The following is a 14940-nucleotide window of genomic DNA, read 5'->3' as shown; positions in this document are numbered from 1 at the left end:
AGCGTTTGCGTATGGCGTGGGGACGGAAAAAGAGCGGCGGCCGCAAGGAACCGCAATTCGGGATCGCCGCCGCGCTGAGTGAGTTGCGGCTGTCGCCGCAGGACCGCGTCCCCTCCGCCGGTGACGACAAACCGAAGAAATCGTCCACCAAGCGCAAACCTGAAAAGGATAACGACGAGCCGCCGCCCGAGCGCAAGCCGCGCGCGGGACGTAGCGGCGCCAAGCGCCGGTCGACATCGCGGGGCGGATTCCGCATCGGACGGCTGTTCTATTGGGGCGCCGTGCTCGGCCTGTGGGCCGCGATCGCCGTCGTCGGCGTCGTGATCTGGGTCGGCGCGCACCTGCCGGCGATCCAGTCGCTTGCGATCCCGAAACGTCCGCCGACCATCCAGATCGTTGGTCTCGACGGCAGCGTGCTGGCCTCGCGCGGCGAAATGGCCGGCGCCAATGTCTCGCTGAAGGATCTGCCGCCCTATCTGCCGAAGGCCTTCATCGCCATCGAGGACCGCCGCTTCTATTCGCATTACGGCGTCGACCCGATCGGCATCGCGCGGGCGGCGGTCACCAACCTCATGCATCGCGGCGTCTCGCAGGGCGGCTCGACACTGACCCAGCAGCTCGCCAAGAACCTGTTCCTGACCCAGGAACGCACCATCACGCGCAAGCTGCAGGAAGTGGAACTCGCGATCTGGCTGGAACGCAAGCATTCCAAATCGGAAATCCTCGAGCTCTATCTGAACCGCGTCTATTTCGGCTCCGGCGCCTATGGCGTCGAGGCCGCGGCGCAACGCTATTTCGGCAAGTCCGCCAAGAACGTCACGATCGCGGAAGCGGCGATGCTGGCGGGCCTCGTCAAGTCGCCGTCGAGGCTGGCGCCGAACCGCAATCCGGAAGGCGCGGAAGCGCGCGCCCAGATCGTGCTCGCGGCGATGGCTGATGCCAAATTCATCACCGATGCACAGGCGCAGGCCTCGATCGGCCATCCCTCCTACAATGTGAAACCGGTCGGCGCCGGTACCGTCAATTACGTCGCCGACTGGATCGGCGAAGTGCTCGACGATCTGATCGGCCAGATCGAACAGAGCATCGTGGTCGAGACCACGATCGATCCCAAACTGCAGAGCGTTGCGGAAGCCTCCATCATCGACGAACTCGCCGCGAAAAGCGTGAAGTTCAACGTCACCCAGGGTGCGCTGGTGGCGATGACGCCTGACGGCGCGGTGCGCGCCATGGTCGGCGGTCGGAACTATGCCGAGAGCCAGTATAACCGCGCGGTTACGGCCAAGCGCCAACCCGGATCGGCCTTCAAGCCGTTCGTCTATCTCACCGCGCTCGAAGCGGGATTGACGCCTGAAACGATCCGGCAGGATTCGCCGATCGACATCAAAGGCTGGCGGCCTGAGAACTACACCCATGAATATTTCGGATCGGTGACGCTGACCCAGGCGCTGTCGATGTCGCTCAACACGGTGGCGGTGCGGCTCGGCATCGAAGTCGGGCCTAAGAGCGTGGTGCGGACCGCGCATCGGCTCGGCATTTCTTCCAAACTCGATGCCAACGCCTCGATCGCGCTCGGCACCTCGGAAGTCTCGGTCATCGAGCTGGTCGGCGCCTTTGTGCCATTTGCCAACGGCGGGCTTGGGGTTTCCCCGCACGTCGTGACCAAGATCCGCACCAATGAAGGCAAGGTGCTGTATGCGCGGCAGCCGGATCAGCTGAGCCAGGTGATCGAGCCGCGGCACGTCGCGATGATGAACACCATGATGCAGGAGACGCTGCTGTCGGGCACCGCGCGCAAGGCGGAGCTTCCGGGCTGGATGGCCGCCGGCAAGACCGGCACCAGTCAGGATTTCCGCGACGCCTGGTTCATCGGCTACACCGCAAACCTCGTCACCGGCGTCTGGCTCGGCAATGACGACAACTCGCCGACCAAGAAAGCGACCGGCGGCGGCTTGCCGGTCGAGGTCTGGACCCGCTTCATGCGATCAGCCCATCAGGGCGTGCCGGTAGCCAACCTGCCGAAATCACAAGTCGGCGGCGGTGGCCTGCTGTCAAATCTGTTCCCCGCCTCGCAGAGCAGCGCGCCGCCACAGCCGTCGTATCAGCCGTCCGCACAAGCGCCGGTGCCGCTTGCACCGATCCCCTCAGGCGGTGGCTATCGCCAGCCACCGACGCGCACGTCGGCGCCGCCGCCGAATCCATCGGCACGCCCGGAAGCTGCGTCGGGCCTGGACGGCTGGTTGATAGACCGGGTGTTCGGCGGCAGGTGACCAGCGCGGTAGAGCACCAACTCCTTCGTCGTCCCTGCGAACGCAGGGACCCATAATCCCGGTCATCTGCTGCTCGAAGAAGGTCGCTGCCAAAGCGCTCTAACGAGAGGCCGCGGCGTATGGGTCCCTGCGTTCGCAGGGACGACGGAAGGATATGTGGCAACCGCTAGACGCGGCGCAGCGGTTCAAAAACAAAAACTGCGAAAACAACCCCATGCACAGTAAGCAAGTGCTTGTTTTTGCTCAGTCCTGAATCGCGTAGCTTTGCAGCCCGGATAGAGCCAACGGGTCGCGCGAAGCGGTCCGATGACAGGCTCCACGCAATCCGGGATGAGGCCATCGGTTGCACGACCATCCCGGATTTCGCTGCGCTTCATCCGGGCTACGATTGCCCGCGACTACCTCAGTCCTCGACCCCGTAACGGTGCAGATCGTTGCCGTGGGTGTCGAGCCAGGACTTGGCGCGCTCGACATGGCCGCAGACTTTCGCGACGACACGCCAGAATCGCGCCGAGTGGTTCATCTCGACCAGATGCGCAACCTCATGCGCGGCGAGATAGTCCAGCACAAAGGGCGGCGCGAGGATCAGCCGCCAGGAGAACGACAATGATCCGGCCGAAGTGCAGGAGCCCCAGCGGCTCGATTGATCGCGGATCGACACCCGCTTGACCTTGACGCCGAGTTCTTCCGCATAGGCCAACGATGCCTTGTGCAGATCCTTGCGCGCTTCACGCTTGAGGTAATCATGGACGCGGCGGTCCATGTGATCGGCACCGCCGGCGACGCAGAGAACTTTCTCGCCGCTGTCGCGGGTTTCGGTCCACACCGTGCCGCGCTCGCCGGCGCGATGCACGATGCGGTGCGGAACACCGCGGAGCGGTACCACTGTGCCAGCTTGAAACGGTGCCGCCTTCGGTAGGCGGCCGAGACGCGCGGCGATCCAGCCGCCATGCATCTTCGCGAACTCGCGTGCTTCCGGGATCGTACCGCGCGGCGGCATCGTGAGGATCGCTGCGCGGTCTGTCGGATGGATGCGCAAGGTGTAGCGGCGCGCGCGGCGGTGCCGCCGGAGCTTAATCGAGAAAAATTGCGAGCCGTGGGTGACCACGAGAGTCGAAGGTTCGGCGGGCCGCCGATAGAGGAGGGCGCGAGTAGCCATGTCTGACAGTCCGGAGGGCAAGAGTTCGCCCGGATTCTGCCATAACCGCTGCCACTCAAGCCGCCACTGAAACCGTTCGGCGCAAAAACAAATCATTTGCCCAATATACAGGGGCTGGACTCTATTCCGCCCCTACCGGCAGGGGCTGGAACCGAAAATTTTTGGCTGAATCCAGCCTCACTCTTCGTTCAAATAATGAAACCAGATTCACTCTTTCTGCGAGATGCGAATCCAAATTCTTTTAATCGATTCAGCGACTTAGTTGAGCCGCCAAATCGACGTTGAGATCGACGCTATTCAGCAGCCCCAACCAATTTGTCTGATGCAGCGACCAATTTCGGCTTGGTGTTGGCCGAAGACAGCATGAAATCGGAAATGCGCGGCACGATCTCAGAGCGGAACCGCGAACCGTTGAACACACCGTAGTGCCCGACGCCCTTTTGCACGTAATGCACGCGGCGATGATCGGGAATCGACGTGCATAGTGAGTGCGTCGCTTCGGTTTGTCCAAGGCCCGAGATGTCGTCGTTCTCGCCTTCGACAGTCATCAACGCGACGCGGCGGATCTTCGACGGATCAACCAGCTTGCCGCGATGGATCATCTCGCCCTTGGGCAGCGCATGCTTGACGAACACGACGTCGACGGTCTGCAGGTAATATTCTGCGGTCAAATCCATCACAGCGAGATATTCGTCATAGAATTCGCGGTGCTTGTCGACCAGATCGCCGTCGCCCTTCACCAGATTGCTGAACAGCGCCTTGTGGGCGTCGGTGTGGCGATCGAGGTTCATGGTGATGAAGCCCGAGAGCTGCAGGAAGCCTGGATAGACGTCGCGCATCACGCCGGGGTGCGGGAACGGCACCTTGGTAATGACGTGGTTGCGGAACCATTCGATGCCGCGCTCGGCGGCGAGATTGTTCACGGAGGTCGGATTACGGCGGGTGTCGATCGGGCCGCCCATCAGAGTCATCGACAGCGGCACGAAGGGATCGTCGGCGCCTTCCATCACGGAAACCGCTGCCAACACCGGCACCGACGGCTGGCACACCGCGATGACATGCACGTTGCCGCCAAGTACGTGCAGCATCTCGATCACGTAGTCGACATAGTCGTCGAGATCGAAGCGGCCTTCCGCCAGCGGCACCATCCGGGCGTCGGACCAGTCGGTGATGTAGACTTCATGCGTCGGCAGGAAGGCTTCGACGGTGCCGCGCAGCAGTGTCGCGTAGTGACCGGACATCGGCGCCACGATCAGTACCCGCGGCTGCGGGCTGCGCAGCGGCCTTGTGTGCTTGCGATCGAAGTGCAGCAAACGGCAGAACGGCTTTTCCCAGATCGAGCGAACCTCGACCGGCGTGCGGACGCCGTTCACTTCGGTCGTCGGCAAATTCCAGTCGGGCTTGCCGTAGCGGCGCGTGGTGCGCTCGAACAATTCGCAGGCCGCGGCGATCGATTTGCCGAATTCGGTGTGCGACCACGGATTGAGCGGGTTCTGAAACAGGATCTTCGTGGCATCAGTCACGGCGCGTGCCGGATTGAGCGACGCGTGGCCCATCTCGTACATCCAGTACATCGGCGTCGTAAGCGCCGGACTGCCTTCGGCCACTAGCGGCGGTGCACCACCAAACTCACCAATCGGCATTGAATTCTGATCCCCTGTTTTGCGCCGCAGCATAGTGCCGACTGCGCAATAATGCGTCAATGCACACCTCCGTATATATACGTAGCGAAATGGCCAAAAACCTCAGAAATACACGGGAATTTGTGACTTATTCGCCACCACCGAGCAAAGAACCGTGGTGTTTGGCGCTGCGCAAAAGGGCAAGGAAGATCGCAAATGACGCGATAAACAGCACCGCGTTGATCGCGAGCGACCACACCATCAGGTCGGTCCGGAACACGTGGTCGATCAACAGCGCCCGCATGCCCTCGAACACGTAAGTCGGCGGCAGCGTCCAGGCGAGATATTGCAGCCAGACCGGTAGCACCGACACCGGGTAATAGATGCAGGCGAGCGGCATCAGGCCGAACATCAGGGTCCAGACGATGCTCTCGGCGCCGAGGCCATTGCGCAGCACCAGACCCGACACGAAGATCCCGACCGACCAGCTGGTGAAGATCAAATTGCAGAAGAACGCGATCAGCGGCAGGCCGATGGCGAAAAAATTGAAGTCGAACCAGAACAGCGCCAGCAGCGTCATCGGGATCACGCCGATCGCAAGCCGGATCAGGCTCATCACCATCAGCGAGATCAGGAACTCGATCGGCTTCAGCGGGCTCATCATCAGATTGCCGAGGTTGCGCGCCCACATCTCCTCGAGGAACGAGATCGAAAAGCCGAGCTGGCCGCGAAACAGGATGTCCCACAGGATGACCGCGCCGATCAGCGAGCCGCCGGCTTGCGCGAAGAAAGTCGACGTCTGCGAAATGTAGTTCTGCAGGAAGCCCCAAGTGATGATCTGCAGCGCCGGCCAGTAGATCAGCTCCAGAAGCCGCGGCCAGGACGACATCAGCAAGTACCAATAACGCAGCACCATCGCGTTGATGCGGTGCATCGAAATCCCGTGATGAACGGCAACCCCGCTCATGGCGTGCCTTCCCTCACCCGCCCGCGCGCGACATCGAGGAAGACTTCTTCCAGCGTCGCGCGGTTGTAGCGGGCCATGATCTGGTCGGGACTGTCGTCATCCTCGATCCGGCCGCGTTTCATGATGATGACGCGATCGCACAGCCGCTCCACTTCCAGCATGTTGTGCGACGCTAGCAATATCGTCGCGTCATGTGTCTTGCGGTAATCCTGCAGATGCTGCCGCACCCAATCGGCCGTATCCGGGTCGAGCGAGGCCGTCGGCTCGTCGAGCAGCAACAGTTCAGGCTGATTGATCAGAGCTTTCGCCAGCGCAACGCGGGTCTTCTGCCCAGCGGAGAGTTTTCCGCTGGCGCGGTCGAGGAATTCCTCGAGGTCAAGATCGGCGGCAAGCTGCGCAATGCGCTCGCGCAGATTCTCCACCGCATAGAGCCGGCCGAAGATGGTGAGATTCTGCCGCACCGTGAGCCGCATCGGCATGTCGACATAGGGGCTTTCGAAATTCATCCGGCCCAGCACTTCGGCGCTTTGCTCGGGCATCGGATGTCCCAGCACCTGGATACGGCCCGACGTCGGCAGCACCAGCCCCATGATCATCGCAATCGTCGTGGTCTTGCCGGCGCCGTTGCCGCCGAGCAGGCCGGTGATGCTGCCGCGCGCGATGCGAAATGAGACGTCGTCTACCGCGCGGGTGGTCTTGTAGAGCTTGATCAGATGCGCGACCTCGATCGCGGATCCTGCCGGATCGGCTGCGGGAGGCGGCATTGGCGCGGCGTCGTTATTGACCATTTGGGCCTGTTCATTGGGCTATTGCGACCACGAGCGCAAGAAGGTCGTCATGGCCGGGCTTGTCCCGGCCATCCACGTCTTGGCGATAAGAAAGAAAGTCGTGGATGCCCGGGACAAGCCCGGGCATGACGGAGAAATTGGTCCAATAGCACGCGAATTTGTGATCGCGGCGCCACGCGGCTAAAGTTGCGGAATGACTGAAATTTCCGGCTCCGACTTTCGCCATCCGCTCCGCCATGTCCGTCTCGATACAATATTGCGGCTGCGCTGGCTGGCGGCGCTCGGCCAGCTCACCGCGATCTTCATCGTGGCGCATGGGCTGGAATTCGACGTTGCCATTATTCCTTGCGTCGCCATTGTCGGCCTCTCGGCGCTGGTCAATCTCGCACTGCAGATCGCGTTCAATCCGATGCAGCGGCTGGAACCGGTCTACGCGGCCGCCTTGCTTGCGCTCAACATCGTCGAACTTGCGGCGCTGCTGTTCCTCACCGGCGGGCTGCAAAATCCGTTCTCGTTCCTGTTCCTGGCCCCCGTCCTGATCTCGGCGACGGCACTGCCGATCCGGCTGACGATTGCACTTGGTGTGCTCGCGGTCGCCTGCGCCTCCGCATTGGTGTTTTTCCATCTGCCGCTGCCCTGGGACAGCGACGACCCGCTGGTGCTGCCCCCAATCTACCTGTTCGGCGTCTGGCTCTCGATCCTGGTCGCGATCGGCGTCACCTCGCTCTATGCGTTCCAGGTCACCGAGGAGTCCCGGAAACTGTCCGACGCACTGGCGGCCACCGAACTGGTGCTGACCCGCGAGCAACACCTTACCCAGATCGACGGCCTTGCCGCCGCTGCCGCCCACGAACTCGGCACGCCGCTGTCGACGATCTTCCTGATTTCGCGCGAACTCGAAAAGACGGTTGATGGCAACGAACAGCTCGCCGGCGACCTCAAGACCCTGCGCGAGCAGGCGCAGCGCTGCCGCGAAATTCTGGCCAAGATCACCCAGCTCTCCTCCTCCGGCGCGCCGTTCGATCGCATGCCGTTGTCGACGCTGATCGAGGAAACGGTTGCACCGCACCGCGATTTCGGCGTCGCCATCAAGGTGCGGCTAGCGGTCGCAGCGACGCGTGAGCCGGTCGGCGCCCGTAACCCCGCCGTCCTCTATGGCGTTGGCAACATTCTGGAAAATGCCGTCGATTTCGCCCGGACCACGGTCGAGGTTAACGCCTGGTGGAACGCCGACACGGTCGAGATGATCATTTCCGACGACGGCCCGGGCATCGCCCCCGACATGCTGAAACGCATCGGCGAGCCCTATTTATCGCGGCGGCGCAGCACCGATGAGGACCAAGGCGTGCGGGCCGGCCTTGGGCTCGGCATCTTCATCGCCCGTACCCTGCTGGAGCGCACCGGCGCCAAGGTCTCGTTTACCAACCGGACCTTTCCCGATCACGGCGCTGTGGTACAAATCGTCTGGCCGCGCGAACGGTTCGAGGCGGACGACACGGCGCCGGAAACCGACTCCTGGAATGGTTCCAGCGACCGGGAATGACAACCTAATCGACTATTGAAGGCCTTGGCAGCGCCGTCTGGTAACGCCATATCTTGTTGAACTGCAACCGGGGGATACCCGACCTTGAACGCCATCACCGAACTGAACGACCTGACCGACCGCTCGCTTCTGATCGTCGAGGACGACAAGCCGTTTCTGGAGCGGCTGTCGCGCGCGATGGAAAGCCGCGGCTTCGCCGTGACGTCGTGCGATACCGTGTCCGACGGTCTCGCCCAGATCGGCCGTTCCGCGCCGGCTTTCGCCGTGGTGGATCTGCGGCTCGGCGACGGTAACGGGCTCGACGTGGTATCGGCGCTGAAGCGCAAGCGCCCCGAGGCGCGCGCGATCGTGCTGACCGGTTACGGCAACATCGCCACCGCCGTCACGGCGGTGAAGATGGGCGCGGTCGACTATCTCTCGAAGCCCGCCGACGCCGATGACGTGGTCGCAGCGTTGCTCGCCAGCGGCACCGAGAAATCCGAACTGCCGGCGAACCCGATGTCGGCGGATCGCGTGCGCTGGGAGCACATCCAGCGGATCTATGAAATGTGCAACCGCAACGTCTCGGAAACCGCGCGGCGCCTGAACATGCACCGCCGCACCCTGCAGCGGATTCTGGCCAAGCGCGCGCCGCGGTAAGTAACGGCGACTAACCACTCCACAGTTGTTCGTCATCCCCCGCGAAAGCGGGGGACCCAGTACGCCGCGGCCTGTCGGTTCTATCGCTGCTTTCTCTGGGATACTGGATCACCCGCTCCAGTGCGCAATTGCGCGCAAGGCGGGTGACGACAACTGAATGCGCATTCGCGACGCGCTGCGCCCGAACATTCATCCCCCAAGACGCATGCCGGACGTTGGCTCCAAACCAAAGTTTGCGACCCCGGACCAGGAAATCTGCGCATTGCAGCAATCTTTCCGGACTTGAGAAGAAGGTAGAGAAAGCAACGGGATAACAGCACGGATGCTGCGCGGCTCATTGCTCAACTGAAGGATGGTGTTTTCCAATCTTTCTCTCAACCGAAAGTTCGCCACATTGCCGCGACAATGGAGTTGGTATAATCTCCCGTTGCTCAGCTGCTTGATACACCGGCCTTCGTTCGACCCTTCTATTGCGTCGCAAGAAAACGGAGCACAGCATGCCGATTACCACGCTGAAGGTTCTATCGACCGTCCTGCAACTGCATGGGCCCGGCGCAACGATCCAGAGCGATCATCAGGGCATCGAGGCGCTACTGAGTGATCTGCGTGGGCAAAATGAGGTAGCACCGACCGAGGTTTACTTCAGACGCGGTTTTGCTCGCGGCCGCGGAGGGTACGGCGGTTTTCGTAAAGGCGGAGGATACTACGGCGGTGGCGGGTTCCGCAGGGGCGGATTTATCCGGTACTAGGCTTCTTATATCCGCTAACTAGCCTTGCTTCGTAGTTTCCTCGTGCCACCCGGTATCGGCATGTCGGCTGACGATACTCACCCTTTGCCAGATGCTTTGGGCTTCAAGGAGCAGCCGATCTCGCAGCTGCTTGTGAAGGTTGCATCACGATGCAACATCGACTGCTCCTATTGCTACTGGTTTCGCGACGCGGCGGTTTATGACAAGCCGAAGCTGATGAGCGACGAAGTGCTGCAGCAATTGTTGCTGCGCATCGAAGAGCACGTCGCCAGGTATTCCCTCGTCGATTTCCCGATCATTCTGCACGGCGGCGAACCCCTGCTGTGGGGAGTCGAAAATTTTCACCGTATTGCCGAGGCCTGCGAAGGCATCTCGTCACGAACCGGCTGCGACGTACCGATCGCGGTGACTACCAACGGCGTGCTGATCGACGATGAATGGCTGGACTGTTTCGAGGCTCGCAACATTTCGGTCGCGATCAGCCTGGATGGGCCCGAACACATTCACGACATTCACCGCAAGACGTTTCAGGGCACCGGCACCCACGCCGCGGCGGAACGGGCCGCACGGATGCTTGCATCGCGCGACATCGGCATGACCGCCCTCGCCGTCTGCAATCCCGCTTACCCGCCAAAGCAATATGTCGAGTTTTTCGCGGAATGCGGAATTACCAGCTACGACATCATGATCCCCGATGCCACGGTGGATGAGACCCCTGCATCCGTTGGTTCGTTCTACAACGGCCTGTTCGACCTGTGGCTGGAGGCCAACCGAACCAAACCCACGGCCGACATCCGGATCATCAGCGACATGATCACCGCTATGCTCGGCAACAATTCGCCGACCGAGGGCGTCGGCTACAAACCCATCGAACTCTGCACCGTCATGACCGACGGTTCCGTCGAGGCGCACGATGTGTTGCGGATTGCCGGCGACGGCGTCACGCGAACGAAATTCAACATTTTCGAGCATGCGATCGACGACGTCAGGAACGAGCCGCGCTGGAAAGCCGCGCGCGACGCTTCCATCCAACTTGCCGCGAAATGCCAGCAATGCAAATTCATGAACGCCTGCGGCGGCGGCTATCTTCCGCATCGTTTTTCCAAAACGAACGGCTACGACAATCCGTCAGTCTATTGTGACGACCTCTATTCGATGTTTGAGAACATGCAATCGGTGCTGGCTAACCACCTGTACGTCAGCAAACCGGACGGGGAACGCCTCGACGTGCGCGACGCCCTGGCTGGCGCCTAGACAGATACGCCTGGCTCAAAATCGTCCTTCACGTTCTCCCACCGTCGACGACATAGTGCTGGCTGGTGCACGCGCTCGCTTCTTCCGAGGCCAGGAACACCACGACCCGGGAGATGTCGTCCGGATAGAGTTTGCGCTTCAGGCACTGCGCCTTCATCAGGTCGGCCTCGCCTTGCGGCGTCACCCATTTTTCGATCTGACGCTCCGTCATGATCCAGCCGGGAACGACGGCGTTGACGCGGATATTCCAGGCGCCGTAATCGCGAGCGAGCCCGCGCGTCAATCCAAGTACGGCCGACTTCGAAGCGGTGTACACCGGCATCCCGCCTTGCGCGGTCATCCAGGAGATCGATCCGAAATTGACGATAGCGCCGTCTTTCTCGGCCTGCATGTCCGGCAGGACGGCTTGAGCGGCAAAGAACTGGTGCTTCAGGTTGACGGCAATTCTGTCGTCCCAATATTCGGGCGTGACGCTCTCGACCGAATGCCGGTCATCATGCGCCGCGTTGTTGATCAACACGCGAATCGGCCCATTGCCGGCCCTGATCCGGCCGATCGCGGCGCGCAAATGATCGATGTTGGTCACATCGCAATATTCATATCGGACTGCAAAGCCCTGTGAAGCGAGTTCATCGACCAACCGTGTCGAAGGGTCTCTGGCGATGTCCAGAAAGCCGACTTTGGCCTTCTGCCGCGCGAAGGCACGCACGATCGACGCGCCTATCCCCGACCCACCGCCCGTGACCAGGACAGACTTGCCCTCGAGATCTGGATAGATTGCAGCCATCAAATGATCCACCCTTCTTGATGCCAGCCCGAGCGCCACCCGGCCGCTGGCAAGGAACAATCACAGACGCCGGCGTCGATGCCGGATTTTTTTGCCTTCAAGGCTCACTGTGCCGCGACAGGTAGACCACAACTACCGGTGCTCGTCATCTCGCCGACAAGCCCGATCCACCGAGCGATGCAGAGTCCGACGGGAGGCATGCAGGCATGCGGACGAAAATCGTGCCATAGCTGAAGCCGCGGGCGCGCATCGGCAGAAAATGCGAACGCCGCCAATTCCAGCCCATTCTCAACGGGCGTCAGTAGAGGGAGAAAACAGACATGGCAGGCATTCTTGAGCGCAAGGTGGCGCTGGTGACGGGCGGCGCTTCGGGCATCGGGCGCGCGACGTCGCTGGCAATGGCGCGCGAGGGTGCGCGGGTGGCGGTGGCCGACCGCACCGAGGAAAGCGCGGCCGGCACCGTCGCCCTGATCAACGCGGCCGGCGGTCAGGCCATTGCGATCGGCGGCGACGTCACCGCGGAAGCCGACGTTGCCGCGATGATCGCGCGCACCGTGGCGGCCTATGGACGGATCGACTGCGCCTTCAACAATGCCGGCGTTGCGGGCGGATCGGTTGGCCCCGGACGCCAGCGCCTGCACGAACTCAGCCAGATCTCGTTCGACACCATGCTCGCGATCAACCTCACCGGCGTGTGGCTCTGCATGAAGCACGAGATCGTGCAGATGCTGGCGCAAGGCGGTGGCGGCGCTATCGTCAACACCGCCTCGATCGCCGGGCTGATCGGTCTGGCGACATCCGGGCACTATGTGGCGGCAAAGCACGGCGTGGTTGGGCTGACGAAGACCGCGGCGATCGAATATGCGCAGGACGGCATCCGCGTGAACTGCGTCAATCCCGGCTATATCACCACACCCATGACCAAAGAGGTGGTGGAGACGCGGCTCGATGCCACCTTGGCGAAGGTGCCGATGAACCGCATGGGCGTGCCCGAGGAGATCGCCGAAGCCGTGGTCTGGATGTGCTCCGACAAGGCGTCGTTCATGACCGGCGCGTCGCAGGTCGTCGACGGCGGGTATTTCGCGGCGTAGGGCACAGCGAGGTTCTACTGAAAGTCCGTCGGCACGATCATGGCGCGCCGAGTCCGGCAGTGCCGACGAGTTCGCCGATCGTGGTGCTGCCCGAGTCTGCGGATGAGCCTGGCTTCGATCGTCGTCCTTCGTGCGCCCGCCGGTTCATGCCGGCGGGCTTCTCCAATTGGACGGAACGGCCTTGCCTTCACGCGGCAGTCTTTACCGCTCCACTGGCACCGATCTGCGCGAGCATCGTCAGAAGGTCGAAGTAGTGCGCGGCGCTCTTGGCCTTACCACCCTCGACCTGGACGATCTGGCAGGCCGGCACCTCGATCCGCTTGTTCGAAGGCGGAATGGTACCTGCCGGTGTCTGTAGCGGGCCCGTGTGAGTGCCTTTCCACACAAGCTCGAGGACCGCGGTGTCCCCGCTTGCGAACTCGCGCACGAATGTGGCTTTCGAATCGGGGAAGGCCTTGGCCCAGCCCTGCCAGGCCTCGATGATCTCGCCGGCGCCCTTGATGCGACGGTTCGTTCCCTTCTCGTCGTACACGGCGTTGGCAGCCAGGATGTCCCTGGCCTTGCTCCAGTCCTTTTCGTTGTATGCGATGACTGCGGCCTTTGCGATATCGATTACATTCGCCATGATCACGCTCCCTTATGAGTGAGCCGGCGCCGATCGGCGCTGAGCATTGCAAACCCCCAGCACACCAAATTCTAGCACTTCGAGGCGAAGAGGCGAGCGAGAACCGGCCCAGTTGAGCTGAAATACGGCGGCGCAATGTCCGCTGAGGGGAATAGTCGCTGTTGGCGCAAAGCAGCCGCTCGCAAGCAAACGGGAAAAAGTCGCGCTGGACCGTGCACTTAGATTTGAATCGCCTCCTAACAGCCGTCCGTCTATGGTGCGCTCATGTCGCGCTTCGTGTTTGCATTGATTGCTGTCGTCCTTTCACTCCTGCCGGTCGTCGCGCCGGCTGCCCCGGCTCATAAGCGGCCGGCGCCACGCTGGCAGGGCTACGGCTTCCTGCCGGGCTATCATCAGCCGCCGAACAACAGCCGCCCGGCTTACACCCAGAGAGCCGCGGTTTTGCGCGCGGCGCGTCGCAACCAGCGGCCCTGGTATATCGATCCGGTCCCAAGTTATTACGGGTACGACGGCGCCTGGCACTATTTCGGCCGGCCCGGCTTTTACGGCGGCCGCTACAATGGCGGCAGTTTTGGTCCTTGCTGGACGCGGACGCCGGTCGGAGCGGTCTGGAACTGCGGCTGAGGAGGCGATTGCCTGCAAACCGCGCGCTGTCGGTCACATGCGGGGAATACATACCCCGTGCCTTGAGTCGTCCACATTGACGATGGATAAGCAGCCAGATATGGCGCCGGTTTATTGAACAATGGGTATTTGGGGGACGATGACACGTTGCGCCTTTGGCGTACTGGCCGCAGGCGTTTTGCTGCTGGCCGCGCCAGCGATGGCCGCCGAGTCGCCGGCTGACCTGATCTCCGGCTTTCGGCTCAAGCATGGCCAGGTCCGCGTCGTGCGCGATGCGACCCTCGACCGCATCGCGATGGATCAGGCGCGAGCGATGGCGGCGAAGAATGAGCTTAGCCACGATGTACTCGGCCCGTTCACCAAGCGGGTCGCGCCGGCGGGTGCGGGTCGCGCCGCCGAGAACATTGCCTATGGATACGAGAGTTTCGAGAAGACGCTCGGCCAGTGGATCGACTCCTCCGGGCACCGCAAGAACCTGCTGTTGCAGAATGCGTCACGCGTCGGGATCGCGAGCGCGAGAGACGCCAGCGGCAAGCGCACCTACTGGGCCATGGTGATCGCCGGCGATTACGAGCCGAAGCGCCCCAAGGGCAAGAACAAGAAAGAGGCGGAGCCGCTTGTTGCTGTGAAACGTGACGCCGCTCCCGCATCCCGGCCAAAATCAAGCGACTGCCGCATCAAGATACTCAGCCTTTGCATTTGAAGCGGAACGCGGCGGCGACAGCGTTGCCGCGAGCCTGGCACGAAGTGGAATACTTCGAGCCGGCACGAGAAATCGCTCCTAATCGCCTCAACAAACCGGCCGCTGCGCGATAGGATCGC

14 protein-coding genes are annotated in these 14940 nt (G+C 62.1%); 8 read left to right on the top strand and 6 right to left on the bottom strand.

All coding sequences use genetic code 11. The features are described from left to right. Nucleotides 1-11 precede the first annotated feature (11 nt). A complete protein-coding gene (locus tag JQ641_RS08395; RefSeq protein WP_211995562.1) occupies nt 12-2270 on the top strand; it encodes a penicillin-binding protein 1A in 2259 nt (752 codons plus the stop codon). A gap of 403 nt (nt 2271-2673) precedes the next feature. On the opposite strand, the gene JQ641_RS08390 is transcribed toward JQ641_RS08395, so the two are convergent. From JQ641_RS08390 to JQ641_RS08375, 4 genes are all read right to left on the bottom strand, one after another. Further along, entirely contained in the window at nt 2674-3525 is an 852-nt protein-coding gene (locus JQ641_RS08390; RefSeq protein ID WP_211995506.1) for a M48 family metallopeptidase, read from the bottom strand. A 197-nt stretch (nt 3526-3722) separates the two neighbouring features. After that, nucleotides 3723-5072, bottom strand: coding sequence for a polyhydroxyalkanoate depolymerase (locus JQ641_RS08385; RefSeq protein ID WP_211995505.1), 1350 nt, complete (start codon nt 5070-5072; stop codon nt 3723-3725). Between the two features lie 127 nt (nt 5073-5199). Next, complete coding sequence (locus JQ641_RS08380; protein ID WP_211995504.1) at nt 5200-6018, bottom strand: ABC transporter permease; 819 nt, start codon at nt 6016-6018, stop codon at nt 5200-5202. Next, complete coding sequence (locus JQ641_RS08375) at nt 6015-6806, bottom strand: ABC transporter ATP-binding protein (protein WP_211995503.1); 792 nt, start codon at nt 6804-6806, stop codon at nt 6015-6017. The genes JQ641_RS08380 and JQ641_RS08375 overlap by 4 nt, the downstream gene beginning before the upstream one ends. A 193-nt stretch (nt 6807-6999) precedes the next feature. Between JQ641_RS08375 and JQ641_RS08370 the strand changes: the two genes are divergently transcribed. From JQ641_RS08370 to JQ641_RS08355, 4 genes are all read left to right on the top strand, one after another. Further along, on the top strand, nt 7000-8349 hold the full coding sequence (locus JQ641_RS08370) for an ActS/PrrB/RegB family redox-sensitive histidine kinase (protein WP_211995502.1): 1350 nt from the start codon (nt 7000-7002) through the stop codon (nt 8347-8349). A gap of 84 nt (nt 8350-8433) precedes the next feature. Next, a complete protein-coding gene (locus JQ641_RS08365) occupies nt 8434-8988 on the top strand; it encodes an ActR/PrrA/RegA family redox response regulator transcription factor (RefSeq protein ID WP_192736382.1) in 555 nt (184 codons plus the stop codon). 497 nt (nt 8989-9485) lie between these two features. Next, nucleotides 9486-9737 (top strand): hypothetical protein, encoded by a 252-nt coding sequence (locus JQ641_RS08360; protein WP_211995501.1) that lies wholly within the window; start codon nt 9486-9488, stop codon nt 9735-9737. Between the two features lie 84 nt (nt 9738-9821). Continuing rightward, the gene (locus tag JQ641_RS08355) at nt 9822-10991 is read left to right on the top strand and encodes a radical SAM protein (RefSeq protein WP_249150264.1); all 1170 of its coding nucleotides are present in this window, start codon (nt 9822-9824) and stop codon (nt 10989-10991) included. 28 nt (nt 10992-11019) lie between these two features. Here the strand turns inward: JQ641_RS08355 and JQ641_RS08350 are convergent, their stop codons facing one another. After that, nucleotides 11020-11778 (bottom strand): SDR family NAD(P)-dependent oxidoreductase, encoded by a 759-nt coding sequence (locus JQ641_RS08350; RefSeq protein WP_211995499.1) that lies wholly within the window; start codon nt 11776-11778, stop codon nt 11020-11022. A 320-nt stretch (nt 11779-12098) separates the two neighbouring features. Between JQ641_RS08350 and JQ641_RS08345 the strand changes: the two genes are divergently transcribed. Then, nucleotides 12099-12869, top strand: a complete 771-nt coding sequence (locus JQ641_RS08345) for a glucose 1-dehydrogenase (RefSeq protein WP_211995498.1) — start codon at nt 12099-12101, stop codon at nt 12867-12869. 187 nt (nt 12870-13056) lie between these two features. Here JQ641_RS08345 and JQ641_RS08340 read toward each other — a convergent pair whose 3' ends face one another. Beyond that, nucleotides 13057-13494, bottom strand: a complete 438-nt coding sequence (locus tag JQ641_RS08340; protein WP_211995497.1) for an ester cyclase — start codon at nt 13492-13494, stop codon at nt 13057-13059. A 264-nt stretch (nt 13495-13758) separates the two neighbouring features. Between JQ641_RS08340 and JQ641_RS08335 the strand changes: the two genes are divergently transcribed. Then, on the top strand, nt 13759-14118 hold the full coding sequence (locus JQ641_RS08335; protein ID WP_211995496.1) for a hypothetical protein: 360 nt from the start codon (nt 13759-13761) through the stop codon (nt 14116-14118). A 139-nt stretch (nt 14119-14257) separates the two neighbouring features. Continuing rightward, a complete protein-coding gene (locus tag JQ641_RS08330) occupies nt 14258-14821 on the top strand; it encodes a CAP domain-containing protein (protein WP_211995495.1) in 564 nt (187 codons plus the stop codon). Nucleotides 14822-14940: the final 119 nt, after the last annotated feature.

Source organism: Bradyrhizobium sp. JYMT SZCCT0180, from assembly GCF_018130165.1.
GTDB lineage: Bacteria > Pseudomonadota > Alphaproteobacteria > Rhizobiales > Xanthobacteraceae > Bradyrhizobium.
The sequence above is the reverse complement of the archived record's forward strand: the minus strand, read 5'-3'. Positions and strand labels throughout refer to the sequence as shown.

Bases quoted from the DNA above. Each gene is read 5' to 3' on its own strand.
- JQ641_RS08395 (WP_211995562.1), top strand. From the start codon at position 12: ATGGCGTGGGGACGGAAAAAGAGCGGCGGCCGCAAGGAACCGCAATTC.
- JQ641_RS08390 (WP_211995506.1), bottom strand. From the start codon at position 3,525: ATGATTTGTTTTTGCGCCGAACGGTTTCAGTGGCGGCTTGAGTGGCAG.
- JQ641_RS08385 (WP_211995505.1), bottom strand. From the start codon at position 5,072: ATGCCGATTGGTGAGTTTGGTGGTGCACCGCCGCTAGTGGCCGAAGGC.
- JQ641_RS08380 (WP_211995504.1), bottom strand. From the start codon at position 6,018: ATGAGCGGGGTTGCCGTTCATCACGGGATTTCGATGCACCGCATCAAC.
- JQ641_RS08375 (WP_211995503.1), bottom strand. From the start codon at position 6,806: ATGGTCAATAACGACGCCGCGCCAATGCCGCCTCCCGCAGCCGATCCG.
- JQ641_RS08370 (WP_211995502.1), top strand. From the start codon at position 7,000: ATGACTGAAATTTCCGGCTCCGACTTTCGCCATCCGCTCCGCCATGTC.
- JQ641_RS08360 (WP_211995501.1), top strand. From the start codon at position 9,486: ATGCCGATTACCACGCTGAAGGTTCTATCGACCGTCCTGCAACTGCAT.
- JQ641_RS08350 (WP_211995499.1), bottom strand. From the start codon at position 11,778: ATGGCTGCAATCTATCCAGATCTCGAGGGCAAGTCTGTCCTGGTCACG.
- JQ641_RS08345 (WP_211995498.1), top strand. From the start codon at position 12,099: ATGGCAGGCATTCTTGAGCGCAAGGTGGCGCTGGTGACGGGCGGCGCT.
- JQ641_RS08340 (WP_211995497.1), bottom strand. From the start codon at position 13,494: ATGGCGAATGTAATCGATATCGCAAAGGCCGCAGTCATCGCATACAAC.
- JQ641_RS08335 (WP_211995496.1), top strand. From the start codon at position 13,759: ATGTCGCGCTTCGTGTTTGCATTGATTGCTGTCGTCCTTTCACTCCTG.
- JQ641_RS08330 (WP_211995495.1), top strand. From the start codon at position 14,258: ATGACACGTTGCGCCTTTGGCGTACTGGCCGCAGGCGTTTTGCTGCTG.